At 68.7% G+C, this 24,533-nt stretch carries 23 protein-coding genes; 6 read left to right on the forward strand and 17 right to left on the reverse strand.

The window, feature by feature from the left end; genetic code table 11:
* Positions 1-14 precede the first annotated feature (14 nt).
* From IT306_12525 to IT306_12560, 8 genes are all read right to left on the reverse strand, one after another.
* Positions 15-965 (reverse strand): universal stress protein, encoded by a 951-nt coding sequence (locus IT306_12525; GenBank protein MCC7369245.1) that lies wholly within the window; start codon positions 963-965, stop codon positions 15-17.
* A 34-nt stretch (positions 966-999) separates the two neighbouring features.
* Positions 1,000-1,485 carry a DNA starvation/stationary phase protection protein Dps gene (gene dps / locus IT306_12530; GenBank protein MCC7369246.1) on the reverse strand — a complete coding sequence of 162 codons (486 nt, stop codon included), beginning with the start codon at positions 1,483-1,485 and terminating at the stop codon, positions 1,000-1,002.
* 26 nt (positions 1,486-1,511) lie between these two features.
* Entirely contained in the window at positions 1,512-2,672 is a 1,161-nt protein-coding gene (locus IT306_12535) for a universal stress protein (protein ID MCC7369247.1), read from the reverse strand.
* A 97-nt stretch (positions 2,673-2,769) separates the two neighbouring features.
* Entirely contained in the window at positions 2,770-3,477 is a 708-nt protein-coding gene (locus tag IT306_12540) for a response regulator transcription factor (protein MCC7369248.1), read from the reverse strand.
* Positions 3,474-6,143: a PAS domain S-box protein gene (locus IT306_12545; GenBank protein MCC7369249.1), complete on the reverse strand. Its 2,670-nt coding sequence runs from the start codon at positions 6,141-6,143 to the stop codon at positions 3,474-3,476. The genes IT306_12540 and IT306_12545 overlap by 4 nt, the downstream gene beginning before the upstream one ends.
* 149 nt (positions 6,144-6,292) lie before the next feature.
* The gene (locus IT306_12550) at positions 6,293-7,162 is read right to left on the reverse strand and encodes a universal stress protein (protein MCC7369250.1); all 870 of its coding nucleotides are present in this window, start codon (positions 7,160-7,162) and stop codon (positions 6,293-6,295) included.
* Between the two features lie 1,100 nt (positions 7,163-8,262).
* Complete coding sequence (locus tag IT306_12555; GenBank protein MCC7369251.1) at positions 8,263-9,198, reverse strand: adenylate/guanylate cyclase domain-containing protein; 936 nt, start codon at positions 9,196-9,198, stop codon at positions 8,263-8,265.
* Positions 9,176-9,817: a helix-turn-helix domain-containing protein gene (locus tag IT306_12560; protein MCC7369252.1), complete on the reverse strand. Its 642-nt coding sequence runs from the start codon at positions 9,815-9,817 to the stop codon at positions 9,176-9,178. Before IT306_12560 ends, IT306_12555 begins: the two co-directional genes overlap by 23 nt.
* A 238-nt stretch (positions 9,818-10,055) precedes the next feature.
* On the opposite strand from IT306_12560, the gene IT306_12565 reads away from it, so the two are divergent.
* Positions 10,056-10,493, forward strand: a complete 438-nt coding sequence (locus IT306_12565) for a hypothetical protein (protein MCC7369253.1) — start codon at positions 10,056-10,058, stop codon at positions 10,491-10,493.
* 106 nt (positions 10,494-10,599) lie between these two features.
* Here IT306_12565 and IT306_12570 read toward each other — a convergent pair whose 3' ends face one another.
* From IT306_12570 to IT306_12580, 3 genes are all read right to left on the reverse strand, one after another.
* Positions 10,600-11,340, reverse strand: a complete 741-nt coding sequence (locus tag IT306_12570; GenBank protein ID MCC7369254.1) for a response regulator transcription factor — start codon at positions 11,338-11,340, stop codon at positions 10,600-10,602.
* A complete protein-coding gene (locus IT306_12575) occupies positions 11,337-12,341 on the reverse strand; it encodes a HAMP domain-containing histidine kinase (protein MCC7369255.1) in 1,005 nt (334 codons plus the stop codon). Before IT306_12575 ends, IT306_12570 begins: the two co-directional genes overlap by 4 nt.
* 212 nt (positions 12,342-12,553) lie before the next feature.
* Positions 12,554-13,039, reverse strand: a complete 486-nt coding sequence (locus IT306_12580) for a GreA/GreB family elongation factor (protein ID MCC7369256.1) — start codon at positions 13,037-13,039, stop codon at positions 12,554-12,556.
* 525 nt (positions 13,040-13,564) lie between these two features.
* Between IT306_12580 and IT306_12585 the strand changes: the two genes are divergently transcribed.
* The 3 genes from IT306_12585 (at position 13,565) to IT306_12595 (ending at position 16,824) form a co-directional block, all read left to right on the forward strand.
* Positions 13,565-14,818: a Glu/Leu/Phe/Val dehydrogenase gene (locus IT306_12585; protein MCC7369257.1), complete on the forward strand. Its 1,254-nt coding sequence runs from the start codon at positions 13,565-13,567 to the stop codon at positions 14,816-14,818.
* A gap of 81 nt (positions 14,819-14,899) precedes the next feature.
* The gene (locus tag IT306_12590; GenBank protein ID MCC7369258.1) at positions 14,900-15,346 is read left to right on the forward strand and encodes a hypothetical protein; all 447 of its coding nucleotides are present in this window, start codon (positions 14,900-14,902) and stop codon (positions 15,344-15,346) included.
* A 14-nt stretch (positions 15,347-15,360) separates the two neighbouring features.
* Entirely contained in the window at positions 15,361-16,824 is a 1,464-nt protein-coding gene (locus IT306_12595; protein MCC7369259.1) for an NnrS family protein, read from the forward strand.
* A gap of 159 nt (positions 16,825-16,983) precedes the next feature.
* On the opposite strand, the gene IT306_12600 is transcribed toward IT306_12595, so the two are convergent.
* A complete protein-coding gene (locus tag IT306_12600; GenBank protein ID MCC7369260.1) occupies positions 16,984-17,481 on the reverse strand; it encodes a molybdopterin-dependent oxidoreductase in 498 nt (165 codons plus the stop codon).
* A gap of 272 nt (positions 17,482-17,753) precedes the next feature.
* Between IT306_12600 and IT306_12605 the strand changes: the two genes are divergently transcribed.
* Together IT306_12605 and IT306_12610 are read left to right on the forward strand one after the other, a co-directional pair.
* Positions 17,754-18,440 carry a Crp/Fnr family transcriptional regulator gene (locus tag IT306_12605; protein ID MCC7369261.1) on the forward strand — a complete coding sequence of 229 codons (687 nt, stop codon included), beginning with the start codon at positions 17,754-17,756 and terminating at the stop codon, positions 18,438-18,440.
* 115 nt (positions 18,441-18,555) lie between these two features.
* Entirely contained in the window at positions 18,556-18,825 is a 270-nt protein-coding gene (locus IT306_12610; GenBank protein ID MCC7369262.1) for a hypothetical protein, read from the forward strand.
* A 379-nt stretch (positions 18,826-19,204) separates the two neighbouring features.
* On the opposite strand, the gene IT306_12615 is transcribed toward IT306_12610, so the two are convergent.
* The 5 genes from IT306_12615 to IT306_12635 form a co-directional block, all read right to left on the reverse strand.
* The gene (locus IT306_12615; protein ID MCC7369263.1) at positions 19,205-19,762 is read right to left on the reverse strand and encodes an SET domain-containing protein; all 558 of its coding nucleotides are present in this window, start codon (positions 19,760-19,762) and stop codon (positions 19,205-19,207) included.
* Positions 19,763-20,639: 877 nt separating this feature from the next.
* Positions 20,640-20,873: a hypothetical protein gene (locus IT306_12620; GenBank protein ID MCC7369264.1), complete on the reverse strand. Its 234-nt coding sequence runs from the start codon at positions 20,871-20,873 to the stop codon at positions 20,640-20,642.
* 144 nt (positions 20,874-21,017) lie between these two features.
* On the reverse strand, positions 21,018-21,467 hold the full coding sequence (locus IT306_12625; protein MCC7369265.1) for a hypothetical protein: 450 nt from the start codon (positions 21,465-21,467) through the stop codon (positions 21,018-21,020).
* Between the two features lie 491 nt (positions 21,468-21,958).
* Positions 21,959-23,053, reverse strand: a complete 1,095-nt coding sequence (locus tag IT306_12630; GenBank protein ID MCC7369266.1) for a helix-turn-helix domain-containing protein — start codon at positions 23,051-23,053, stop codon at positions 21,959-21,961.
* A gap of 415 nt (positions 23,054-23,468) precedes the next feature.
* Positions 23,469-24,314 carry a replication-relaxation family protein gene (locus tag IT306_12635; GenBank protein MCC7369267.1) on the reverse strand — a complete coding sequence of 282 codons (846 nt, stop codon included), beginning with the start codon at positions 24,312-24,314 and terminating at the stop codon, positions 23,469-23,471.
* Between the last annotated feature and the right edge of the window lie 219 nt (positions 24,315-24,533).

The following is a 24,533-nucleotide window of genomic DNA, read 5'->3' on the forward strand; positions in this document are numbered from 1 at the left end:
CCCTCCGGCCGCGGTCACGGCACGACCTCTTCGGATGCCGAACCACCAGTTTTGGCGCTGTCCTGGAGATCCATCTCCGGCGAGATGTCCCGCTGTGGGCTGGGCCGCACCAGGAGGAGGGGGACGCGGGCCTGCCTCAGTGTCTCGGTTGTGACGCTCCCCAGGAGGACTCGCCGAAGGCCTCCACGACCACGGGTCGCCATCGCGATCATGTCGACTTCACGGTCATCTGCGACTCTGACGATTATTGACGCCGGCGGGCCGAGATGCGTCTCGACCTCGACGTTCATCCCAGCCGCCCGAAGATCGCTGGCTCTGCTTTCCAGGTAGCGCTTGAGCCTGACCGGCTCGATGTCCGGCTCCGTACCGCGTGCGCGAGCTGCCCGGCAGGCGTCGCATTCATCCCCATGCGGCTTGATGAAGTCGATTGCCTCGGCTACCCGCAGCATTGTCAACTCCGGTCGGGCTGCTCCCAGCAGCTCGCGAAGTGGCTGGAGGACTTCCTCCGACAGTTCGGAGCCATCAAGCGTGACGAGCACGCGCAGGGGACGGTCGCTTGACCACGAGCGCTCGCAGAGCGGCGACATCACGATCACGGGCAACGTCGAATGGCGAAGGATGTAGTCGGTTACGCTGCCGTACAGCAGCCGCCCCAGTCCCCCACGACCGTGCGTTGCCATGATGACGGCGTCGGCCCCCTGGTCGGCGGCGGCTTCGAGGATGGTCCGGCCGGTCTCACCCGGGCTCGGGAGATGGCATCGGCGAGCATCGACGGCGATGCCCTCGTTCCTCAGTCGCGCGGCGATGCCGTCGAGGTCAGGGCTGTCGCTCTCAGGGACGACGGGCCACCGGGCGTAGAGCAAGGTCAACCGAGCGCCGAGTGCGCGCGCCAACGCAGCAGCGTACGGGAGGGCGTGCTCGGCGAGCGGCGAGCCGTCGAGTGGAACGAGCAGGTGCTTGAGCATAGTGTCTTCCTCTCGAACCGGAGCGGCTGCCGATCTACGCGAGATGTTCCCGCAAGATCCAGTGCTGCTTCTCGATGCCGCGCAGCACTTCGATGAAGACATCCTCGGTGGCGGCCTCGTCGGCGCTGGCGTCCATCGCCTGGCGGAGCTCGGCGCCAACATGCTCCAGACGATGGACGAGTTCCTCGACCAACCGCCACTGGCTCCGCTCGGCCACTGGAAAAGCGGTCAGATGGCTGCCCTCGGCCGCCGCCTGGATCGTTCCGTGAGCGGCGCCGCCCAGCGTCACGGCCCGTTCGGCGACCATGTCCATGTACTCGCGGGTCTGGCTGGCGAAGCGGTCGAACAGCTCGTGGAGCTGGGAGAAGTTGGCGCCCGTCACGTTCCAGTGAGCCTGGTCGTACGCCGAGGCGAGATCGGTCAGATTCGCCAGGCTCTGGTTCAAGCGCACCACGAGGTGGTCCCGAAGGTCGTCGTCGAGCCCGAGCAGGCCCGAACGCATCGCGATTCCTGTGCACATGAGAGGTTCCTCCTACGTCGTCGAGCTCACTGCTTCGACGTGAGCGCGGGCGCCCGCGCCGGCTCGGCCGTCTCCAGACCGTGACCGGCGCCTTCCAGGCGACCGACGAGCTCGCGTATCCTCGGAGCCAGGTGGTAGTCGTACCCGGGCGTGTATGCCAGCGTCCTGAGGCCACGCTCGATCAGCTCAAGGTCAGTCAGGCTCAGCGCGACGTCAACCCGTGGGCAGGAGCGCGCGGTCGCCGTGGCGACCGTCGCCGCGCCGTCTGGCCGCTCGTGGGCATCGCTCGGCGCCTCGTCGGACCGTGGCAGCGCGCCCGGCCGCACCAGCAGGACCGGTACGTCGACCTGTTGCAGGACCGAGGTGGCGACACTCCCCAGGACCAGTCGGACGAGGCCGCTGCGTCCGTGCGTGGCCATCATGACGATGTCAGGCTCGACGTCGCGCACGACCTGGGCGACCACCCACGTTGGCTTGCCGGTCGCGGCCTGGGCGCTGACCATGATGCCCTGTGCCTGCAGACGATCGACGTGCGCCTGGAGATACTGTCGGGCCGACGAGAGTTCGGCGTCCTGGTCCCACGGCACGTAGGCGTAGCCCTCGCCGTGGAGTGGATAGTCGGGCGGCTCGACGACGTGCAGCAAGGTCAACTCCGCGTCGAGCAACTGAGCCAGCAGTTCGGCGGTGGCAATCGCCTCTTCCGCCCGCTCTGAGCCATCGAGGGGCACGAGCAGACGAAGGCGTCGATCCGCTGGCAGTGACCGCTCGGCGCGGGGCGGCACCAGCAGCACGGGGGTCGGCGACTGGCGTAGGACGCTGTCGGCCACGCTGCCGTAGACCCAGCGCCCGAGCCCGCCTCGTCCGTGCGTCGACATGACGATCAGCCCGGCCCGTTGCTCGTCCGCGAATCTGGAGATCGTACGCGCCACGTCCTGAGCCTGGACGGGTCGGATGCGGCGCACGATGGCGTCTACCTGCAGGCCGTCGGCTCGCGCGGTGTTGGCATCCATCTCCAGCGTCGCCTGGATGGCCTGCAACTCGTCGACAGCGTTGCCGGGGGCACGATGCGGCAAGACGCGCAGGAAGGCCAGCTTCGCACCCGCCGACCTCGCCAGCCCGGTGGCGTAGGGGATGGCACGTGCTGAGAAGTCGGATCCATCCAGCGGGACCACGATGGTAGCGAGCATCGTCGGCGTCTCCTCGGAAATCGGGTGTCGTCCGCGTGCGCATCACCATCGTGGCATCAGATCCTTGCTCCGGTCGTCGCCGCGCATCAATGCCGTGTCAACGGCGCGGCGCCGGCTCGGTCGGGCGCTCGAAACGATAGCCGCGACCGCGCTCGGTCTGGATGTAGCGCGGGCCGCCCGGTCGCTCGATCTTGGCGCGGAGCCGGCTGATGAACACTCGGAGGTAGTGCTCGGTGGCGCCGTAGTCGCCGCCCCAGACGCGGTCCAGCAGTGCCTGGTGTGGCATGAGCCGATTCACGTTGCGCACGAGGTGGTACAGCAGCTTGTACTCCACCGGCGTCAGCTCGACGGGCACGCCGCCCACCGCCACCTGCTGGCCCTCGAAGTTGACGGTCAGGTCGCCGGCCACGAAGTCCGGCACGGCCCGCGTGGGCGGCGGCAGCTCGGCTCGCCGCAACACCGCCTTGATGTGCGCCATCAGCGCGATCCGGCTGAACGGCTTGACGAGGTAGTCGTCCGCGCCAAGCTCGAGGCCGCGCACGTGATCCATCTCGTCGGCGGCCGCGGTCAGCATGACGACCGGCACGTCGGAGGTCTGCCGGATCCTGCGCAGCACCTCGAAGCCGCTGATGCCCGGCAGGCCGACGTCCAGCACCACGACGTCGGGACTGTGCTCGAAGAACAACTCCAGGCCCTGCTCGCCGTCGGGGGCCGCCAGGACCGTGGCATCTTGCCATTGGAACTGGAAGCCGACCGTCAAGGCGTCCAGCAGGCGCTGCTCGTCGTCCACGACCAGGATCTTCATGGCGTTGCCTCCGGAGCCCCGCCCGTCGGCAGAGCGATGTGGAACGCGGCGCCCTCGCCGGGCCGGCTCTCCAGCCAGATGCGCCCGCCGTGCAACTCGACCATCGCCCTGGCAATCGGCAGACCCAGGCCGCTGCCCTGGCTGCGGCGGGCAGCCTCCGTCTTCGGGCGGTAGAACCGCTCGAAGATGCGGGGCTGGTCCTCCTCGGCGATGCCCGGCCCGTCATCGGCGACCGTGACCAGGATCTCGCGGCGTCGCCGCTTCAGGGCCAGCCGGATCATCCCGCCATCCCGCCCGTACCGATGAGCGTTGATGAGCAGGTTGAGCAGCGCCCGCTCGAGTCGCTCGGCATCGACCGTCGCCACGACCGCGCGCCTGGGCAGCTCGACGACCAGCCGCTGGCCGCGCCGCCCGGCGAGCGGCTCGATGGTGCGCGCCAGCCGCCCGACCAGCGCTCGGAGGTCGGTCTGAGCGGCCCTGAGGCGCAGGCGGCCGGCCTGCAGCCGCGTCAAATCCAGCAGGTCGTCGACCAGCGTCGTCATCCGCTCGGATTCGCGGTGGATGTTCTCCAGCAGGCGATGGAACGGCTCGGCCAGCTCGGGCGGCTCGTTTTCGAGCACGACCTCGATCGAGGCCTTGATCGTCGCAATCGGCGTCCGCAGGTCGTGGGAGACGTTGGCGAACAGCTCCTCCTTGAGGCGATCCAGCTCGCGGCGGGCGGTCACATCGCGAATGGTGAGGACGGCCCCGATGCGGGAGCCGTCCTCGGCCAGCACCGGCGTCGCGCTGCCCTCAGCCAGGGCAGTCGTGCCGTCTGGTCGCAGCACCCGCAGCTCGACGTTGTCGATGCGCTCGCCCAGGAGGGCGGCCCGCGCCAGCGGCATCAGCTCGGGGCGGTCCGACTGGCCGGCCCGATCCTTCACGCCGGTGAGGCGGCCCAGGTCGACGCCGACCAGCGCTTCGTCCGCGCGGCCGAGCAGCGTACAGGCGGCCACGTTCGCGAAGGCGATCCGCCCGCCCTGGTCGGCAACCACCACGCCGTCCGCGACCTGGCTGAGCATCGCGGCCCGCTCCGCCGCGAGCTGTTCGGCGCGCGCATGGGCACGCTGCTCGGCCTCGTACAGACGCGCCCGCTCGATCGCCTCGGAGCACTCCTCAGCCAGCGTTCGGGCGAACGAACGGTCGTCGTCGTCCAGCACGCGATCCCTCGGGAACCGGAACGCCAGCCCGCCTATCGGCCGTGCGCCGGCCAGCAGCGGCAGCGCGGCGAACCCCCCGGCGGCCTGGGCCGACGCGAGTGAAGGGAACCGGACCGGGGCGTCATCTGCGTCCACCCAGATGTCCTGGCCGGTTCGGACCGCCTCGGCCAACGGGAGCGGTTCGGTGATGGCGAACCGCTGCCACTGTTCTCGAACAGCCGGCGTGAGACCGGAGCTGTGGACGAGGTCCAGGTCGAGACCATCCTCGGTCAGGAGGGCGATGGCGCCGGCCTGTGCGCCGAGCGCCGCCACGCCCTGATCCAGGATGACCTCGGCCACCTGATCGTGGGTGAGCGCCCCGGACAGCGCGGCGGTGGCGGCCTGGAGGTGCGCCATCCGGTCGGCGGCTCGCTCGGCGGCGGCACGAGCGGCCTGCTCGGCGGCGTACAGGCGGGCATTCTCCACCGCCACGGCACAGTGGCGGGCCAGCTCCTCGGCCAGGAGGATCTCGCCCCGCGCGAAGCGGCGCTCGGCGCTGGCGCGGATGAGCGTCATGGCGCCGAGGATGCGGCCGCGGGTCGCCAGCGGTACGACCAGCATCGCGCCGACCCCCAGACTGCGGAGCCGGCGCACGTGCTCCTCGTCGTGAGCGATCATCGATACGAGCGCATCCCCGGTCTCGATCGTCGACGTGCCTGTTCGCAGCGCCCGCCAGACCGGGTGCGGCCGGGCAGGATGCGGCGGATACCGCCGGGCAAGCTCCTGCACCTCGGCCTCGTGGTAAGGATCAGCATGCGCTGCAGCGACGCGCCGGATCCCCCCTGACGGATTGACGAGATCGACGGCGCACCAGTCCGCCAGCCAGGTGGTGGCGAGATGCGCCACCCGGCCGAGCGTGGCCTCGAGATCGAGCGAGAAGGCGAGGGCAGCTCCGGCTTCCGCGAGGAAGGCCAACCGCTGTTCTTTCTCCTTGAGGTCGGCGATGTCGGCCAGGACGCCGACGTACCGCGCGGTCCCGTCGCCGTCGCCCGCCGCGAGTGTGGCCCGCCCTTCGACCCACCCGGCTTCGCCCGTGGGCAACACGATCCGGTACTCGGCCCTGAATCGCTCGTCCGAGCGGACCAGCCGGCTCCAGGCTGTGACAACCCGCTCACGATCGTCCGGATGGATCGCGGCTATCCAGCCATTGCCGAGCGCCTGGTCTGGAGCCAGGCCAGACATGTCAGACCAGCGCCGGTTTACGTAGGTGTACCGTCCCCGGGCATCGGCCTCGAACAGGCCGACCGGAGCGGCATCAGCCAGTCGCTCGGAGCACGGCTGGCGTGTCCAGGACGCCTCGCCACGCTCGCCGGCGACCGGACTTGCCGCCACGCCAACCGCCACGTCAGGACCCTCGCCGCCGGCAACGATGTCCGCTGTTGGCGCGCGTCGTTCCGCCTGACTCTTGAGGCCGGCTGTCTCGTCCATGAGCTCCGGGATCCTCTCCATCCGTGGGTACCATACCGCTCTGAACCCGTCGATATCACACGTCGCGGTCGGATATCCGGACGTGGCGGATGATCCCTCGCCGTGCGGATGCGCGAAGTCTCCCACATTCCCCGACCGCGAGGCACCGCTCACCCGTTCGAGACAGAGGCCCGTGGCCGAGCCGCCCGCTCGACGGGGACATCGGGTGGGACGAGCAGAAGTGGCAGCGTCGCCGACCGGAGACTGCTCGCGGCGATGCCGCCCAGCTCGGAGGAGCTGAGCGGGGCCTTCCCGCGCGTGGTCATGGCGAGCAGGCTCGCTCGCTGCGTCCGGCTCACCGCCGCGATCATCGTGCCGGGCTCGCCGACCACGGCAAGCGCGGAGACCCACATCTGGGCGGTCTGCAGCCCTCTGGCGAGCTTCTCTACGTACCGACGCGCGGCGGCCAGATCGAGGACATCACGGGGCGCCTGTCCGTTGAATCCGCCCACCTTCGGAGTCACGACTCGGAGGAGCAGCATGTCGGCGTCGAGCGCTTCGGCGAGCATCCTGGCCAGTGTCAGCGCCTGCTCAGCCTGCTCTGACCCGTCGAGGGCAACCAGAACACGTCGTACGTCGAAGTCGCGACGCGGTGACGCCACGCCGGTCGGTATCACGAGGATGGGCGACGAGGAGCGGCGCGCGACGTGATGCGTGACATCGACGCTGAGGCCGCCCGGCGACCAGCACTCGGATGCGATCACGACGAGGTCAGGGCGGCGACGTTCGATCGCGTCGAGGATGAGCGCCGCCGGATCGCTGAGGTCCGCGCCAGGGTCGGCCCTGGACCATTCGTGCCAGTTGCGTGCGTCCCCGATTGACACCTCGGGCTGTGCTCGCGCCTCGGGTACGACGTCAGGCGCCATGCTGAGCACGTCCAGCCGGGCTCCGGTCGCGCCTTGCAGGATCGTGGCGTAGTCCAGGGCGCAATCGGCCATCCACGAGCCGTCGTGTGGAACGAGCAGTGTGGTGATCTGCACCCTTACCTCACATGGCGACTGCCAGCCAGTCATCCCGATCCACGCGTGATGACACACCGGGCCGGCGATTCGTCGCGCCAGGACGAGCGGCCGATGGGATCGTACCCAGGGTGTGTCTCGGTTCCACTCACGCTCCGTCAACAGCGCGTCAACGGGCGCCGAGCAGGCCGAGCCGAGGCGATGAGCGCCGCCTGCTTTCCGGCTGTTTGCCGGCTGTTGATGGAGCGTTGATGCGCCGAGACACCACGGGCAACAGGCGCGCCCGATCATCCGCCCTGCATCGGCATCGGCATCGGCATCGGCATCGGCATCGGCATCGGCAGCGGATCGGGAATGCCGCGTCAGACCATCTCGCTCGTGAGGAGGGACCGAAGGATGACGGGCGCAACCATCCACAAGCCCAGGCCCACGCAGATCCAAGAGGCCAGCGAGGCACGCACGGCGGGCGGCGTCCGGGCGCCCGTTGCGGGAGACGTCCTTCCACCTCGAGCTTCCACTCGCCGACGACTACACGGGAGAGGCTGATGTCCAGGACCACCATGCCGCCGCCATGATGGCGGGCATCCCGCCCGTGAGCTCGCCGTGGTGACGTTGGGCAGGGAGGTGCGCCGCCGAAGGGCATTGTCGGAGTAGGGCGATGAAGTGTACGCAGGCCATCGTCGGACTGACGCTCGTCGTGCTTGGAGGAGTGTTCCTGGTCGGGGGGCACGGGGACGTGTGGGCCCAGGAGCTGATCCGAACCGTCTGGCCGCTGTTGATTCTCGTCGTCGGCACCGGCATCGTCGTGCTCGTGACCGAGCGTCGAACCATCGGCGGCGCGGTCCTGGTGGTGGCTGGCGTCGTCGTGCTTCTGGCAAGGCGACTCGACGTCGTGCCCGAGACGGTATTTGCCGCCCTCTGGCCCTGGGGCGCGATCGCCGTTGGCATCTGGATCATGCTCCAGGTGCGGGACGCGAAGACGGCGCCGGGTCACTACACCTGGGAACGCTCACAATCGGCCGTCTCGCGTGAACGGTTGCGCCGCTGGTGGCGAGATCCCCCTGGCAGGCCCAGGAGCATCACGGCCGGGCGGTCCACGTCGACGACGCACTCCGACAGCATCAGCAAGCGCCGCGCAGGTCCGGAGCGAACACGGCAAGCCTGCCCTTCCGCCCACGGATCTGAACCGTCCGAGCATCAGTTGCCGGACGAAGCTCGTCGCACACGCGGGACCAGACATCGTCGCTGACCAGGATCGGCGCCCTCAGCCGCTTCGTCAGCGATTCCAGGCGGGCAGCGGTGTTGACGACATCTCCAATCGCCGTGAGCGATTGACGGTCGTCGACGCCGATTCGCCCGACGATGGTCGTTCCGTAGTGAATGCCAACGCCGATCCGAAACGCCACGCCGAAGTTTGGACGGAGGTACTGATTGAAGGCAGCCAGGTTTCGGTGCATCTGGATCGCCGCGCGCACCGCGTCGAGGCAGGCCTGACGGCCGTCGTCCGAGGACGCCGCCTCAAGCCCGAAGAGCGCCATCAGCCCGTCGCCCATGATCTTGTCGACGTAGCCGCCCTGCTCGACGACCGCGCCGCCCACGCTCTCGTAGTAGCGGTTGAGGACGTGGACGACGTCATAGGCCAGTCGGGTGTGCGTGAAGCGCGTGAAGTCACGGATGTCGGCGAAGAGCACGGCGAGCGCCCGCTCGTCGCCAACGGTGCCGAGCGACCCGGGCCGGATCTGGCTCAGTGCGAGGCGTAGATCGTCCTCGTCGCGGACCAGGCGTCTGACCCGGATCGTCCCGTCGCCGACGAGCCGGGTCTGGCAGGCCAGCCGGATCGTGCGCGGGAAGTGCCGGGTGGTCGTCAAGGCCTGTTCGGCCGGGGTCGGCTGCGCCAGAAGGTTCTGGCCGTCCAGGACGGCCACGCGGCAGGTGCTGCATCGGGCGTTGCCGCCGCAGGCGTGGGCATGCGCGATGCCATGCCGGAGTGAGGCGCTCAGCAGCGTCTCGCCCGGGTCTGCGTCGACCGGGCCATCACCCTCGAACAGAACGCGCATCGTGCGGCACCTCGAAGCAGCAGCGGGGTGGGGCGCCCCGCTCGCACCGTTCTCGAACGGCCGCTCCGATGACGCGACTCAACAGCAGCTCGGCGAGGTGACAGGCTCCGGGGCTCCGGGACACGACAGCGCCGACCGGGCAACTGTAGCCCCGAATCAGGAACGCGTCGTCGCGCTCCTCGACCTCCGGCAGGCCGCCCATGTCCCGCAGGACCGCCGCCCCGCACGCCACGCGGCTCCGCAGGTCGCCGGGTGGCGCGACGCGGCCGCTCGACAGGCGGTCGCTCAGGTCGTCGAGAACCTGAGCCAACTGCTCCGGCGCCAGGCGCTCGGCGAGGGTCTCCAGGAGCGCGGCCAGGATCTCGTCGTACGCCTTCGGGAAGAGGGTGTCTGCCTCCGGGGTGAGTTCGTAGGTGTAGGCGGGCTTGCCAACCCCGCGCCGCGTGCCGTGCTGGCGAACCAGGCCGTCCCGTTCGAGCGTCGCCAGGTGGCTCCGGACGCCGTTGTCGGTGAGCCCAAGGGCCTGGGCGAGCTCGTCGACGGTGCGACCGGCCCGGCGGAGCAGCACGACGATCTGGCCGCGGGTCGTGGCGAAGAATCGGGTGGTCCAGCCGCTCATGACGTCTCCCAACATTGCGTTCACCATAGCAGAAACTGTGCGGAAAACAAAGAAAGTCCAGAAACTCATTGACATACTGGCTGTGTGGAGCTATGCTGGCTCTAGCGACCGGTTGTCCTCGGCATGTCGCGGCGCGGCGCCGTGCTCCGGAGCTTGGCGGCTGGTCACAGCCGGCCGTGCCTCCTGAGCTGAGCGTTCGCATCGCGCCTCTCACGGTCAGCACTATGGAGGTGAGCACATGGCTCGCGCAGTGGCCCCCGGCACCATCGACGCCGCCGGACAGGCGGAGATCCACGACCGGAGCGACCCGACCTATCAGGCGTGGCAGATCCTGCACGTCGGGTTCACGGTCACCCCTATTGTGGCCGGACTCGACAAGTTCTTTGGCCTCCTCGTGAACTGGGACCAGTACCTCGCCCCGGCAATCGCCAACCTCGCACCGCTCGGGACGTACCTGATGGTCGTGGTCGGCGTGGTCGAGGTCGTGGCTGGTGTGGTGGTCTTCCTGCGCCCCCGCTTCGGCGGCTACCTGGTCGCCGCCTGGCTCTTGGGGATCATCGTGAACCTGCTCTTGATTCCCGGCTACTACGACGTCGCCCTGCGCGACTTCGGCCTCCTGCTTGGGGCGCTCGCGCTCGGGCGGCTCAGCGAGCGCTTCGCCCCACGTCTCTGGTAGCCCGTCGTGTGGCCGGCGCCTCGGCATCGCCGCCGCTGTCGATGCCGAGGCGCCAGCCTCCCGGGCATCGCCGACCGGCCATCGTTCGCCGTGCGGGTCGAGCGCGCTACCGGGGCGTTGAGTCGCCGCCCGGGCGCGGGGGCTGAGGAAGCTGGTCCGTGGGGCGGATGAAGCGGTAGCCGAGGCCCCGCTCAGTGCGGATGTAGCGGGGCCGCTCCGGGTCGTCGCCCAGCTTGTCACGTAGGCGCCGGACGTAGACGCGGATGTAGTCCACCTCGTCGACGTATTCGCGGCCCCAGACCTTGGCGAGCAGCGTGCCGTGGGGCAGGACGCGGCCGGCGTTGCGGACCAGGTGGTAGAGCAGCTTGTACTCGGTCGGCGTCAGCTCGATCCGCTCGCCGCGCAGGCGCGCCTCCTGGGCCGCGAAGTCCACCTCCAGCTCGCCGGACTGGAAGGACGAGGCGCGGCTCGTCGGCGCCGGCATGTCGAGCCGGCGCAGGACCGCCCTGACTCGGGCCAGCAGCTCCAGGTGGTCGAACGGCTTGGTGACGTAGTCGTCGGCGCCGAGCTCGAGGCCCCGGACCTTGTCGATGGTGTCGTCGCGGGCGGTCAGCATCACAATCGGCACGTCGGAGAACTCGCGGATCCGCTGGAGCACCCGGTAGCCGTCCAGGTCGGGCAGGCCGACATCCAGCAGCACCAGGTCGGGGCTCTCCTCCTCGACGAGGTCGATGGCGCGCTCACCTTCGCCGGTCCCGAGCACGTCTACGTCGCGCCACTGCAGCGTGAAGCCGAGGCGGACCGACTCGACCACGTCCGGGTCGTCGTCCACGATCAGGATCTTCACAGCTCTCCCAGCTCGGCGGGGCCATGGGCCGGCACGCGCAGCGCGAACGAGCTGCCCCGAGCCACCTCGGTTTCGACCTGTATGGTGCCGCCGTGGGCCTCGGCGATTGCCAGCGAGATCGGGAGCCCGAGCCCCGCGCCGGGACCGCTGGAGTCGCTCGCCGAGGTGAAGAAGCGTTCGAAGAGACGCGCCCGGTGCTCGGGCGCGATGCCCGGCCCTCGGTCTTCGACGGTCCAGATGACGTCGCCGCCGTCCACGGCCACGCTCAGTCCGATCGTGGCGCCCGGCGGTGAGAACTTCTGCGCGTTCGACAACAGGTTCAGCAAGGCCTGTTCGAGGCGTCGGCGGTCGCCGTACACCCAGACCGGACCGTCGGGCAGGTGAAGGTCGACGTGCTGATCCGCAGCCTGGAGCAGGCTTGCCAGCGCCGTGCCGGCCTCGCACGCCAGGGCGACCGCGTCGAAGCGGCGTGCCTGGAGCGTCAACGTTCCGGACCGGAAGCGGGCGAGGTCCAACACGTCGGACACCAGCCGCTGCATCCGCTCGGCGCTCCGCGCGATCCGGTCGAGGAGCTGGGCCTGCGCGGCCTCGTCGGGCCTGACGCGCGGGTCGCGCAGGAGACCGACCGAGGCCCGGACCGCCGTCAGCGGCGTCCGCAACTCGTGGGCGATGGTCGAGAGCAGGTCGGTCCGGAGCCGCTCTAGCGCCTCCAGCTGGGTCACCACGTCGGTCTGCCCGCCGATGGCGTCGCCGGCGTATTCCTGGCCGAGTGGTGTGAGCACGTAGCTGGTCCGATCACCCTCGCCGGACGCCACCCGGACCAGACCGAGGCTCGCCAGACGGGCCATGAGCGCGGCGGCCCCGTCCGCCCGCCCGGCCGCCGCGAGCGCGCCGAAGCGCTCGGCAAGCTGCGCCGGCGTGGCGCCCTCGCCGACCAGGATCAGCGCGGCGGTGTCCAGGGTGTGCGCGGGCGCGGTGAACGAGCCGGATGACGACGCCATAGCAGAAGGATACTCAACAACGAGGATCTCACCCGTGGCGCGGCCGACCCCGCCGGCCGCGTGCCACAACGGCGACCGCCGGATCGGCCCGCTCCAGGCGCCTGACCGGCGAGGAGCTCAGCGCGACATCCGCGACTCCCCTCGCTCCGGGCATCATCGACGGTTCCTCCAGACGGCCATCTGTGCCCTGTGACCTGGGCGTCAGTAGTCAGTCAGTCGACCGTCAGGATCGTCGCGCGCCAGGCGCCGGCCGGCGCCTCGACGCTCACGGCGTCGCCCGCGCGGCGTCCCAGCAGCGCCAGGCCCAGCGGCGACTCCGGCGAGATCCGACCGGACCGGGGATCGCCGGTGCCGGGTGGAACGACGACGTAGCTGTCCGTGTCGCCCTCGGGGTCACGAACGGTGACCCGGCTGCCAACCACGACCGTGCCGTCGTCGTCGGCCACCACAGCCGCGCCGAGCGCGGCACGCAGGGCGTCCCGCCGCTGGGTCAGGACGTGAATCTCCCCCGACACCGCGAAGGTCGGGGCTTTCTGGTCGCCCCCGCTCGTCGCTTCGAGCGCCGCGGTGCGCGCAGCAAACAGGCTCGCGGTAAGCTGGGTGATCTCGGCTTCCAGCTCGCGGTACGCCGCGATTGTCATCGGGATGCGCCCGGCGGGCGTCGCGGTACCACTCCTGGGGGACAGTTGTACGGGCATGACAGGCTCCGAATCGGTGATTTCATCGTAGGTGCACGTGCAGGGGCCACCGGCGGCGCAGCCATCGCAACAGAATCGGTGCTGGCCCTGCGTGACGGGTGGCCACCTGATCTCCAGCTCGCACGTGGCGCACGAGATGGGACTGGCAACTGACATAGGTGGGCTCTCCAACGACCGATGCGATAGACGGCGGCCAGCCGTCCTCGCTCCAACCGTAAGCTCCGACCATGGCAAAGCCGCCGGAAACGGCGTGAACGTTGCATGAACACGTGCGGCCGGCCGCCTCGTCGTGATCCGGCCTCGCTGCCGGCCGAGACCATCCGGCTGTGCCACGACCGCGAAGGGCCGGGCTTGGAGCCTTGCCGGCCGGCCGGCGCAGGCATCGTTCACGTGACGTTTATGCGCGTTCCTCCGATTCTTTCGCCTGGCGGGCGATGCTGAGATCGGGCGGGCGACAGGCCGGCCCCGAGCATCGCCGTTTGGAGGAGTAGCGTGTCCCAAAGACGTGTCACGCCTACGATCGACCTGTCGCCAACGCCGTCATCCCCGCTGGCGGCGGCCCTCGAACAGTTCGAGCGCGCGGCCGAGTACCTGCATCTCGAGCCGGCGCTCCGCGAGCTGCTGCGCGTGCCGCAACGCGAGTGGACGGTCCGGTTTCCGGTCGAGCTGGACGACGGCTCGACCGAAATGTTCACTGGCTACCGGGTCCACCACAACGTCAGTCGTGGACCGGCCAAGGGCGGCATCCGGTACTTCCCGTCCACCGACCTGGACGAGGTCCGCGCCCTGGCGATGCTGATGACCTGGAAGTGTGCCCTGCTGAACCTCCCGTTCGGGGGCGCCAAGGGCGGCGTCGCCTGCGACCCTCGGACCCTCAGCACCCGCGAGCTGGAGCGCCTGACGCGCCGGTTCACCGTCGAGCTGGCGGGGGTGATCGGCCCGGATCGCGACATCCCGGCCCCGGACGTCGGCACCAACGCCCGGGTGATGGCCTGGATGATGGACACGTACTCGACCCTGGTCGGCCACTCGGTGCCGGGCGTGGTCACCGGCAAGCCGGTCCTGATGGGCGGGTCCGAAGGCCGAGCCGAGGCGACCGGGCGGGGTGCCGGGCACTGCGTCGAGGAGGCCGCCCGGCGGATCGGGCTGGATCTGGAGGGGGCGCGGGTGGCGATCCAGGGCTTCGGCAACGTCGGCGGCGCTACGGCCCGCTACCTCCACAGCCGGGGCGCCCGAATCGTGGCCGTCGCCGATATCGACGGCGGCGTATTCCGTGGCGAGGGGCTGGACCTCGACCATCTCGTGCGCTACGCCCAGGAAACCGGGTCCGTGGCCGGTGCGCCGCGCACCGAGCCGATCGCGAATCAGGAGCTGTTCCGCCTGGACTGTGATGTGCTGGCGCCAGCGGCGCTGGAGGGCCAGATCACGGCGGCGAACGCGGGCGAGATCCGAGCGAAGATCCTGGCCGAGGCGGCCAACGGGCCGACGCTGCCCGACGCCGACCCGATCCTGCGTGAACGGGGCGTCACGGTCATCCCTGACATCCTCTGCAACGCCGGCGGGGTGACGGTCAGCTACTTCGAGTGGGCCCAGAATCGGGGGGCGCTGGCGTGGACCGCGGAGGAGGTCAACGTCCGCTTGCGCCAGGTGATGGCCAGGGCGTTCGACGAGGTGTGGCGTCTCGCGGGCGAGCAGATGATCGAGCCCCGCCTGGCGGCGCACACCCTGGCAATCGACCGGGTCGCCGAGGCGATCCGCACACGCGGGCGCTTTCCCTGACGGGCCGTCGCCGCACCCGGGTCGCGGCACGCGGTCTGCAGCGGCGCACTGCGCGAGCTGAGATTGGCCGACGAGGATGAGATGCAAGGCGTACCGGCCGGGCGGGAGCGCCCGGCCGGGCAGACGAGCGGGACCGAGCAGCGCCCACCCCACGAACTCCAGGAGCCGACCACCGTCCTGGACCTCCTTGACGAGGCTGCCACGCCGCGGCGGGAGCCGGCCTGGCTGCAGGGCGACCGCAACGCCAAGACGTTCGTCAAGGCCGGCGACCTGCGGCTGGTCTTGACAACGCTGAAGCAGGGTGCCATCGTCAAGCAGCACCGCGCGCCCGGCAGCGCTGTCGTCCAGACGCTCAGCGGGCGCATCCGTCTCAGGCTGTCCGAACGGCAGGCCGTGGATCTGCCGGCGGGACGGCTCGTGGCGCTGGAGGCGAACCTGTTGCACGATGTCGAGGCCCTGGATGAGAGCGCGTTCACCATCACCATCGCCTGGCCCCCGGGCGCACGAGCCGACGAGAGCCGAGGATAGGACGTACATCGAGAATGCGCGAGGCCGCCGGTCGGATGATGACGCTCGACGTGGTGCAGCCGGTCACGACGTCGAGTCGCGGGCTGCGAGAGCGGTTCCCATCGCTCCCCTTCCTCTGGTGGGCGATCGGCCTGGCCCTGACGGCCGGCTTCGGCCTGGGGATGCTTCTGTTCCTCCACCTGGCGGCCGGCCAGCCGTCCGGGCCCTGGTGGCTCGCGGCCGTCCAGGCGCACGGTCACGTCCAGCTCTTCGGCTGGGGCGGGATGTTCGCCCTGGGCATCGGGCTGTACTTTCTGCCACGCTTGCGGGGTTGCCCGGACCCTTCGCCCTCGGCGATTGGCCTGGCAGCCTGGCTGCTCGGCGGCGGGCTGGCGCTGCGCGCCCTCACTCAGCCGGCGGTCGCCGCGCTGGAGCCGGGCGGACTCCGTGTGGCCGTGGGTGGGGCGCTGGCTCTGTCGGGAGTGTTGGAGCTGACAGGCGCTGCCCTGGCCGTCGGGGCGCTCGTCGTCGCGGCGCGACGGGGACCGCCGCTCGCCAGCCGGACCGGCCTCGTGGCCGTGATCCCGTTCGCGCTCACCTTCTTCGTGTCCCTGCTGCTGGCGCTCGCCGTCAACGCGGTCGTCCTCGCGACCGACGCCCGGTCGACCGGACTGGTCCCCGGCGCGGCGGAGTGGACGATCGTCCACCTGGGCCTGGTTGGGATGCTGGTGGCGATCTCGGGGGCGGTCTCGGCGCGCACATTCCCGCTCTACCTCCGGTTGCGCGTGCCACCGCGCCGCGAGCTCCACGCCGTATTCGGCCTCTTCGCGATCGGACTCGTGCTGCGCGCGGCCACACCGTTCGATCTGCCGCCGGCTCTCCAGTCTCTGCCGTCTCTCGGCGCGGTCTTCCTCGGGCTGGCGCTCGTCGGGCTGGTGGTGGTTGTGGACGTGCCGTTCAGGCGCACGCTGCGGACGCGGGCGGGCCAGGCGTGGCCGTCGATCTCGGAGTACCGTGCCTCGGACTGTCTGATCGTGGCGGCCTACAGCTGGCTCGGCGCGGCGGGCGTGCTGATGCTCCTGGAGGGGCTGGCCGGGTGGGGACTCGCGCCGAGCCCGCCGCTCGACGCCGAGCGTCACGCTCTGGGCGCCGGCCTGGTGACGTTGTTGATCCTCGGGATGGCGATCAGGATGGTGCCGGGCTTCACCGGTCGGAAGCTATACTCGGCCCGCCTGGTCTGGGCCACCGTCTGGCTCGGCAACGCGGCGGCGCTGCTGCGCGTCGTACCCCTCTTCCTCCCAGCCGGCCGGCTGACTATGACCCTGCTCGGCCTGGCCGGGCTGCTCGGCCTGGTGGCCGTCGCCTGCCTGGGCTGGAACCTCTGGCGAACGGTCCGTGGGCCGGCCGGGGCCGGAGGGGATGCCGGGGCCGAGCGTGCACCCCGCTGTGCGCGTGCGCGCTCCCGATCCGGTGGCACGTCCCGGGAGTTGCAGGAATGAGAGCATGACCGCGCGCCCGACGGTCGTCCATCACGACCGTGCTGCTGCACGACGCCTTCTGGTACGGCGGAGCGGTCTCCTCCGTGTGCCTGGGCTTCGTGTGCTCGACGGTGCTCGGGCACGCGTCGACGCTCGCGGCTGGCCGTGCGAGTGACGCGATCAGCGGAGGCGAGCGCGGGCGATCTGCTCGCCGGTGTTGCTGCCCGGCTCGGCCGTCAACTCCAGGTGGGTCACCCACTTCACGCCCATGAAGCACTGTGCGCCAGACAGCACCAGGCGCCAGGGGGCGCCGTGTTCGAGCCGCAGCGGCTCACCGTTGAGCCAGTCGGCGAGCAGGCCATGCGCTGCCTGGTCGAGCGGGACGGGTACGGTGTACTCGCCCGAGCGGACGCGCACGTAGCGCGCGTTCGGCAGGGGGGCGGCGAGCGCCAGAACCGCCGACAGCCGCACGCCCTGCCAGCGCAGCCCGGGCACCGACCAGCCCTCCTCGCAGGCAAAGGGCTCGGCCAGGTCGGCGCGGGCCAGCGCGGCCAGGTCGGCGGGCGTCAGCGTGCGCGGCTGGGCCACGAGGCCGTCGATCTGGAGCGTGGGTTGCGCCACCTGCTCTGCCGCCGCCGGGGGCACTGGAAACACAGGGAGCCGTTCGCGGGTCTCCATCGTGACCTCCTGCTGTTGTGCCGTGCTCACCTGGCCCCGGCTGACGTGCACTCCGCCGCCAGCCCAACCCGCGCGCCGACCAGGCAGTGCGTGGTTCGGCGGATGAGGTGTTCCGCGCTCGTGCAAGACGTCGCCAGAGGATGGCGTCAGGCTGGGCGGCCGAAACCGTCGACGCGGGAATGGTACCACGGGCGGTCGGCTGCTATCCGTTGGTGGGGCAAGTGGTGGGCAAGCCGACGGGCGGTCCGATGCTCGCGGCGTGAGGCGATAGGGTGGTAGACGTCCCTGCCTGCGCGGCCGGCGTCCCATTCTTGCGTGCGCTCCCGGACGATGCACTGGCGGAGCTGGGACGGTCGATGCGCCATCGCCACGTGGCGAGCGGTCAGGCGCTGGCCCTGGCCGGTGAGCCGGTCGAGCACCTGATCGTCGTGGCTCAGGGGCGGCTCCGACTGGCGCAGGCAACGCCTGGCGGGCGCGAGCAAGTTCTGCGCACGCTCGGACCCGGCGAGTTTCTGGGAGAGCTGGCGCTGTTCTCGCCGGTCGTGCACGAAGGCGATCTGACGGCGATTGAGCCATCCGACGTGTGTCTCGTCAGCCGTCAGGCCGTTCAGGATCTGATGCGGCAGCATCCTGAGGTCGCCGTGCGGCTCGTGGAGACGCTCGCGCGCCGCCTGATCCAGGCCGAGCGCGCCATCGCCGATCTCGGGCTGCATGATGTCGGTCAGCGGCTGGCCGGAGAGCTCCTGCGGGAAGCGGCGAGCGGCGGACCGGTGCGCGAGGGGACACGCGTTCGAGTCACGGTTCCGTGGCTCGAGATCGCCATGCGCATCGGCACGACGCCTGAGACGCTGAGCCGTCGGCTTCGCGCCCTGGAGACAGCCGGCATCGTCCGTCAAGAACGCGCTCGGACGGTGGTCATCCTTGATCCCGTGCGTCTGCACGAGCTGGCCGACGGCTGACCTGCCGTTCCGTCGGCTGTCCTCTCACGCCGCACTGGAACTTGACGCACGTCAAGGCGCACGGTCATACGACCGCCGGACAATGGTGGCGAACCATGCTCGACAGGAGGCTGTGATGGATGAGAGCGCTGAGGAGCGGTACCAGGTCAGGCTGGAGACCACGGTCGGCGAGGCGTTGTTCGTGGTTCTCGGCGCGGCGGACATCTTCGAGCGGCACGGCTGCGCGCCGACGATCGAGTGTACCGAGGAGCATCACGCCGAGTACATGCTCGGCGACCTCGAGCTTGTCTGTCATATCGACGACAGCGTAGCGCTCGTCGCCGACCTCAACGCGGAGCTCGACGCGGAAGAAGCTGCCCGCGAGGCCGCGGCAACGGCAGCGTGAGCGCGCACGGCGCACCAGTCTGAGGCCCGAAAGCAGGTGTCCCGCTACGCGCCGCTCTGGACGTGAGCCGAGATCGAAAGAAGAACTCCTGACCAGGGGCTTTCAGCCCTGACCGGGAGTGACGGTGGCGAGGGGGAGATTCGAACTCCCGACCAAGGGCTTATGAGTCCCGGTCCGAACCTCCGGCCCCTTGCGATTGCCGGTGGTCTCCTCTGGTAGCGTGTGGTCCGATTGCGGTCGTGGGTGGTCCCTTCTGGCCAATATCGGATGCCGTTCCCCCACTGGTTCCCCCACCTCTACCAGGAGTAAGTGGCGTCCAATTCCCCATCGAGACTGAATTGCTCAGCGTCTTCTGGACGGCGGCGTGATGGTGATCCAGTCACTGGCTAGAGCCACTCGCAGCCTTGATGCGCGCGTTGATGAACGGGGAGAAGTGGCCCTGGTACCGCGCCTGCAGCTCCGGGAGTCGCCAATCTCGGCCAGTGTGCGTCCGCCGGCACAGTGGGGAGCCGCAGTTGCATTCCCACGGCCTCACATAGGCCTCGTCGGCCTCCCACATGACGTAGTCGCCGGTCAGCTCCTCTCCTGGCCGGATGTCGCGCCGGGCGACCAGGGTCACCTCGTCCTGCATCCAGCAGTTCGGGTCGCACGAATGGTTCATGAAATCCCCGAGATCGTCCCGCTCGCGATCGTACTGGCCCACCGGGCTCCCCAGATAGCGCCCCTCGCCGATCGCGACCGTACTGCGCTCAGCGGCATTTCCAGCATCCACCTCGGCCTGAGTAAAGACCACCCCACCCCAGATCACGACGATCTCGCCCGCCCGGATAAATGAGCAGGAAAACATGCCTCGCCCGCCGATCGGGGAAGCGCGGATCTCGATGCGCGGATCGATCCATTCGTGCGAGCGGTATGCCGTTCGTACTTGATCAGCCATCGGCAAACGACTCCCGCATCCGCATGTCGAACAGGTTTGGCGTGTATTGCCCAGACTGGCGCGACCGGTGGGTCACTTGGCATGAACGAAGCCATTGGTCGAGCGCAGTAGGTGGGCGGCGGACCAAACGACGAGTGCAGGCACCGGCTTGTTTGGCGGCGCGGACTGCCCTCTCGCCTCGCGCCATGTTCACAGACACGATGGGCGCCCCGCGTCGTGCCACCGGCCGGTTCAAGAACGACCACGCTCGATCGAATGCCTCGGCGCTGGAGGCGCGTGACGCGGCATGCGCAGTTGACGGCGGCGTGGTTTCCTCCGGCCAGACGCCGACAAGCTCCGCGTCCCCAAGCGCGTCCTCCAGAAGCCGTCGCTGTGCCCAGGTGAGGGCGCCGCGAATCGTGCGTTCTCCGCCCGGCCGCCACTCCTGTCCCAACAATGCGAGCGCCTGCGGTAACGGTAGGTGACCCCACTTGCGCGCCAGCCGATCGGACTCGCGCTCTTCGGATGGGCGTAGCACCGCGATGGGCTCGGCCCGCCACGTGGCGAGCCATTCTCCGAGCGTCGCTCCGGAAGCGTCGGACGGTAGCGCCTGGAGGGACGGCGCAGGGAGCGCACTACGCCGAACTCGGGGTGGCCGTGATGGGGGTATGCCGTCCATGTGGGTCGGCTCTCCTAACCGTGGGCGAATCTTGCCGATGGGCTAGCGCAACCCGCCACGTCCGGGGCAACATTGCTTTTCGGGGACCAGCCATCTCTTGTGGGATCCGCTCTCAGCGGGCATCCTGATTCGGCGAACCTGGAATAGACAAGCATTCCCATCGCCTCATCGGGAGTCGGGGGAGGGATGCCGCCAGAATTCAGGGGCTCTCCAGCATGCTTAAAGCCAGAGCAACTCGGCATCATCCAGGATCAATTCGGTCTGCCTACCGTCGATGACCTCCACAGGCTCCCAGTCGTTGTCTCCGTGGTACAACGTCGCGGCAGCGTCGCCGCGGTCGTAGACGAACACAAGTTGTTCGCCATGACGATTCTCGAAGTAGCCTACATAGCGACCAGAACGGGTCTCCACCTCTGGTCCGCATTGTTTGTGGTGGTTCGGCACGCGGAGCAGTTCGTCAGCGCCTGCCATGTCAGACCCCCTATGGAAAAACTGGCGACATCCGGCTCATGACTATAGCACAATTGTTCTACGGCATGATCCGAGCACTCGCCGGCCCCATTCGCGCACCAGCCATCCCGCCCATCCGCCTGGCTCTTACGATTCGTCCTCTACGGGATGCGCAGATCGCTGTGCGTCGATGGATTGCAGAAAGACGTCGATCACCGCTGCGGCGTCCTGCCTGTGGCGTGCATCCATGTCGCGCCGGCCCGGATCGGCCAGGAAGCGGGCGTAGCTGATCGGCCCGTCCTTGCGTGCGCCGGGCGTGCGCTCGTCGGAGGCGAAGCGGGCACGCAGGATCTCCAAAGCGCGGCTCAAGAGTGGCTCGTCTGACCAACGCGCGAGACGTTCGGCGAACCGCGCGGCGACGTCCGTGGGGCCGTCATCGTAGTGCATCAGGCAGTAGATGAGATCGTAGGCGTCCTTCTCCTCGAACCGATCCTCGTAGGCCAGTGCCTTGAGGACCACGAACGGGACCACGTTCGCGACGCGAATGGTCTCAGTCGCGATCCCGCGCTCGTCCAGCAGTGCGACGGTGATGTCCACTGTGACATGATCTCTCGCCACAAGGTGGGCCCGGGATCTTGACCGCCGACAATCGTCGCTCACCGGGTAGTGGAGCCACGCGTCCGCCTTCGGACGGATCGGCGTCACAGAGAAGATCGACTACCACCGTGACGCCTCCGCCCACCGGCTTCCGCCACGAGAAGTGCTGGGTCTGTCCCTCGTCGTTGCTGCCCCGAACGAAGCCGAGCGACCTCAGGTTCTGCTCGAGGCGTCGGTAGGCCTCGACAGTGACGAGCACGTCGAGATCCAGGATCAAGTCGACGTCGGTCGTGCCGGCGTGCGGGGGAGGCGCCTGGTCGTCACCCGACCGTTGGATCAGGTAGCGAGGTACGAGACCGCCGGTCAGGTAGATCCCAGCTTTCCACGGTCCAAGTCCGCGCAAGAGGGTGACGAGCGTCCGCTCGCACAGCTCGGCGTGCAGCGCCGTGTATCCGCCTTGATGCTTCGGTTTCATCGTCGATTCCGCACACTCAGAATCCTAGCCGCTCGGCACGCAGGTGACGCGCTTGCTCCTTGCCGCGCTGAGGCCAGGCGTAGAGGTCTAAGTAGAGCTGGATGTCGCTCGCGACCCAGGTGTCGTCGATGCGGCGGCGGAAGAGAAGCGGTGTGCGCTCGCGGGTGACGAGGAACGTGACGGTCTCACCCTCGTCGACGGGGCTGAGACCGGCCTGCCGTGTCACTGTGTCCAAGATCGTCAGAGGCGGCACGAGGAGCGTGAGCCGGCCGCTATCCGTCGCGAACGGTGCCACAAAGCTCGCTCCGGCTGCGAGCGTCAGAGCGTACTCGACGCCGTGCGTCTCAAGGACGAACGTGACTATTCGCCGGACTTCTGACGGATCACGTGCCCACCGGTGGAAGCGATGCGCGCTGTATGCCGCAAGTGTGTGATGCTCCGACCAGGCATCGAGCAGCGCGCCGGGTTCGTGCAGGATGCGCACCACTTGCGGGCCGGCGCCACGCTTTTCGACCCAGAGGTGCTCTTCGAGGAAGGTGAAGACCTGATGTACCGTTGAGGGGGCGACCTCAGCTCGCTCCGCGAGTTCATGGACATGCCAGGCCCGCTCAGGTGCTGTGAGGAGTGCGTGGAGAACCTGGGCGGCACGGCCCCGAAAGACGTTACGAGCTCGGCGCACGCTGCGCTCGGGGACGGGCCGATCGATCCAATAGAGTGCATGGGGAAGATCCAGGTACAGACTGCCACCGGAATCCCAGTAGCCGACGCCGCGTTCTCTGAGCAGTTCACGACTGGTCGGGGGAATTGCCGGCGCGACGAGCATGAGGCTGAGTGGCCGCATCCCGTCCTGTTGCCTGTTGCGGTCTCGCAAGGCAAGGAGTTGATCGGCGGCAGCGCGGACATCACGCGGGTAGGCGTTCGCCTTCACGTCGATGAGGATGTCAGCCGGTTGCCCTTTAATATCTGCCGTGATAACTAGATCAACTCGCCGGTCGAGTAGACATCGATGGCGGCGTTCAGTGTGCAGCCTGATGCCAGGAAGCGCGGCGAGAGCCTCTCTGACCTCGCCCAATAGCTCGACGGCTTCAAGGTTCTTCGATGATTGTGGCATATTCGCTGCACAGAGAATATGCCACAATCATCGAAGAAGCCGCAAGAGGGCACGCAACGGCGGTCAACGTGATTCGAGCATCAGCCGGAATCGTGCCGCTCGACCATACACACCGGCAGTCCCCTGGTCGGCATCCGAGTCCCTTGGCTTCTGCTGCCACGAACCCTTGGTCGCGGCCACAAGGGACTCGAAAACAAACACCGTCCCCTGCTCATGCCATCGGCGTGACCAGGGGACTGACAGGCTGACCAGATAGAGGTGGCGAGGGGGAGATTCGAACTCCCGACCAAGGGCTTATGAGGCTTTTGGTCACGCGACCAAGGGAATCACCATGTATCCGCCAATCTCCTGGTCAGAACCGCCCGGTTTCACTGACCACTCCCCTGGTCACCGTCCCTTGGTCAAAGTCCCCTGGTCACCTCGGGATCGGGCGGCCTGACTCGACTTGCCCTGTGACACCAATGGAGTTGACCCCGCCCGACGGCCAGGGGCATCGATCGCTGAGGCACTCGAACGGCGTGCGCCATATCGGCCCCAGTAACCCGAGCTGATTCGCCGGGTCATGTGTGATCCGCCACTCGCTCGTCAGTAGGATCGGCAGTGTGGGCGAGCGGCCGACCGAGACAGCGCGTACAGTCCGAGCGATACGCTCCTCCACCGCGTTGCTGGTTGTGACGACCAGGATCGTGGGGAAGCCATCGTAGTCATGTTCGAAGGCGCGACTGTCGCGATAGTCGTAGTAGGCACCCCACTTCTCGCCGTAGTCGCGGGCGCTCATTGTCCCGCGGTCGTATTCCAGAAAGAAGCCGTGTGGTTGCCCATGGAGGCGAACCATGCCGTAGCCGTCCGGCTTCACTCGTCCACGGATGCAGGCCGCGGCGTTCCGCCACTCCAGAACCCCGTCGTCGTCGGCCGACGTACCTATCGTGCGGACGATCCGATGGAGCCCGACAAAGATCCCGTCAGCGCCAACTGTGTGATTCAGGTTTCTTGTGAGCAGTTCGCGGGTACCAAATGGGCGTGCGGAACTGCCACCAGCAAGACCGTTGAATCGGATGGCGCCCGTCAGACTGAGACCATGCTGAGCAGCGACCAACCTGAGGCCGGCTTCAGTGAGCTCAGTCAGGTCGTCGGCCGGAATGCTCTTGATCTCTTCGGCACCAAGAAGTCTGACGAGGCCGAACTGGATGAGGTGTTGCCGACGCTGTCGGACCCGTCGCACCTCCCAGCCGAGGACGGTCGCCAGACTCTCGGCTGGCAAGAACGGGTGTCGCCCGACAAGGTCAAGGAGCGTCCGTTCCTGAGGCGTCACTTCGAGCGCGACCGCCCATATCCCTTCCGCCGACTCCCCACGCCGAAGTGCAAGGCCAACTGGTTGCGGGATCCGGCCGCTAGGACGTTTCGCCAGACCAGCCCGGAGCCCCAGGTATCGGACGCAAAAGGATGGTGACGATCTCGGGGCGAAAGCCACGTTCCTGAG

The sequence above is a fragment of the Chloroflexota bacterium genome (assembly GCA_020850535.1).
In the GTDB taxonomy this organism is placed as follows: Bacteria; Chloroflexota; UBA6077; order UBA6077; family JACCZL01; genus JADZEM01.

Excerpts from the sequence above, each read along its gene's own strand:
- IT306_12525 (MCC7369245.1), bottom strand. The coding sequence starts at position 965 with ATGCTCAAGCACCTGCTCGTTCCACTCGACGGCTCGCCGCTCGCCGAG.
- IT306_12575 (MCC7369255.1), bottom strand. The coding sequence starts at position 12,341 with ATGGCGTCGTCATCCGGCTCGTTCACCGCGCCCGCGCACACCCTGGAC.
- IT306_12595 (MCC7369259.1), top strand. The coding sequence starts at position 15,361 with ATGCGCGAGGCCGCCGGTCGGATGATGACGCTCGACGTGGTGCAGCCG.
- IT306_12565 (MCC7369253.1), top strand. The coding sequence starts at position 10,056 with ATGGCTCGCGCAGTGGCCCCCGGCACCATCGACGCCGCCGGACAGGCG.
- IT306_12600 (MCC7369260.1), bottom strand. The coding sequence starts at position 17,481 with ATGGAGACCCGCGAACGGCTCCCTGTGTTTCCAGTGCCCCCGGCGGCG.
- IT306_12545 (MCC7369249.1), bottom strand. The coding sequence starts at position 6,143 with ATGGACGAGACAGCCGGCCTCAAGAGTCAGGCGGAACGACGCGCGCCA.
- IT306_12580 (MCC7369256.1), bottom strand. The coding sequence starts at position 13,039 with ATGCCCGTACAACTGTCCCCCAGGAGTGGTACCGCGACGCCCGCCGGG.
- IT306_12590 (MCC7369258.1), top strand. The coding sequence starts at position 14,900 with ATGCAAGGCGTACCGGCCGGGCGGGAGCGCCCGGCCGGGCAGACGAGC.
- IT306_12535 (MCC7369247.1), bottom strand. The coding sequence starts at position 2,672 with ATGCTCGCTACCATCGTGGTCCCGCTGGATGGATCCGACTTCTCAGCA.
- IT306_12630 (MCC7369266.1), bottom strand. The coding sequence starts at position 23,053 with ATGCCACAATCATCGAAGAACCTTGAAGCCGTCGAGCTATTGGGCGAG.
- IT306_12540 (MCC7369248.1), bottom strand. The coding sequence starts at position 3,477 with ATGAAGATCCTGGTCGTGGACGACGAGCAGCGCCTGCTGGACGCCTTG.
- IT306_12560 (MCC7369252.1), bottom strand. The coding sequence starts at position 9,817 with ATGAGCGGCTGGACCACCCGATTCTTCGCCACGACCCGCGGCCAGATC.
- dps (MCC7369246.1), bottom strand. The coding sequence starts at position 1,485 with ATGTGCACAGGAATCGCGATGCGTTCGGGCCTGCTCGGGCTCGACGAC.
- IT306_12615 (MCC7369263.1), bottom strand. The coding sequence starts at position 19,762 with ATGGCTGATCAAGTACGAACGGCATACCGCTCGCACGAATGGATCGAT.
- IT306_12555 (MCC7369251.1), bottom strand. The coding sequence starts at position 9,198 with ATGCGCGTTCTGTTCGAGGGTGATGGCCCGGTCGACGCAGACCCGGGC.
- IT306_12610 (MCC7369262.1), top strand. The coding sequence starts at position 18,556 with ATGGATGAGAGCGCTGAGGAGCGGTACCAGGTCAGGCTGGAGACCACG.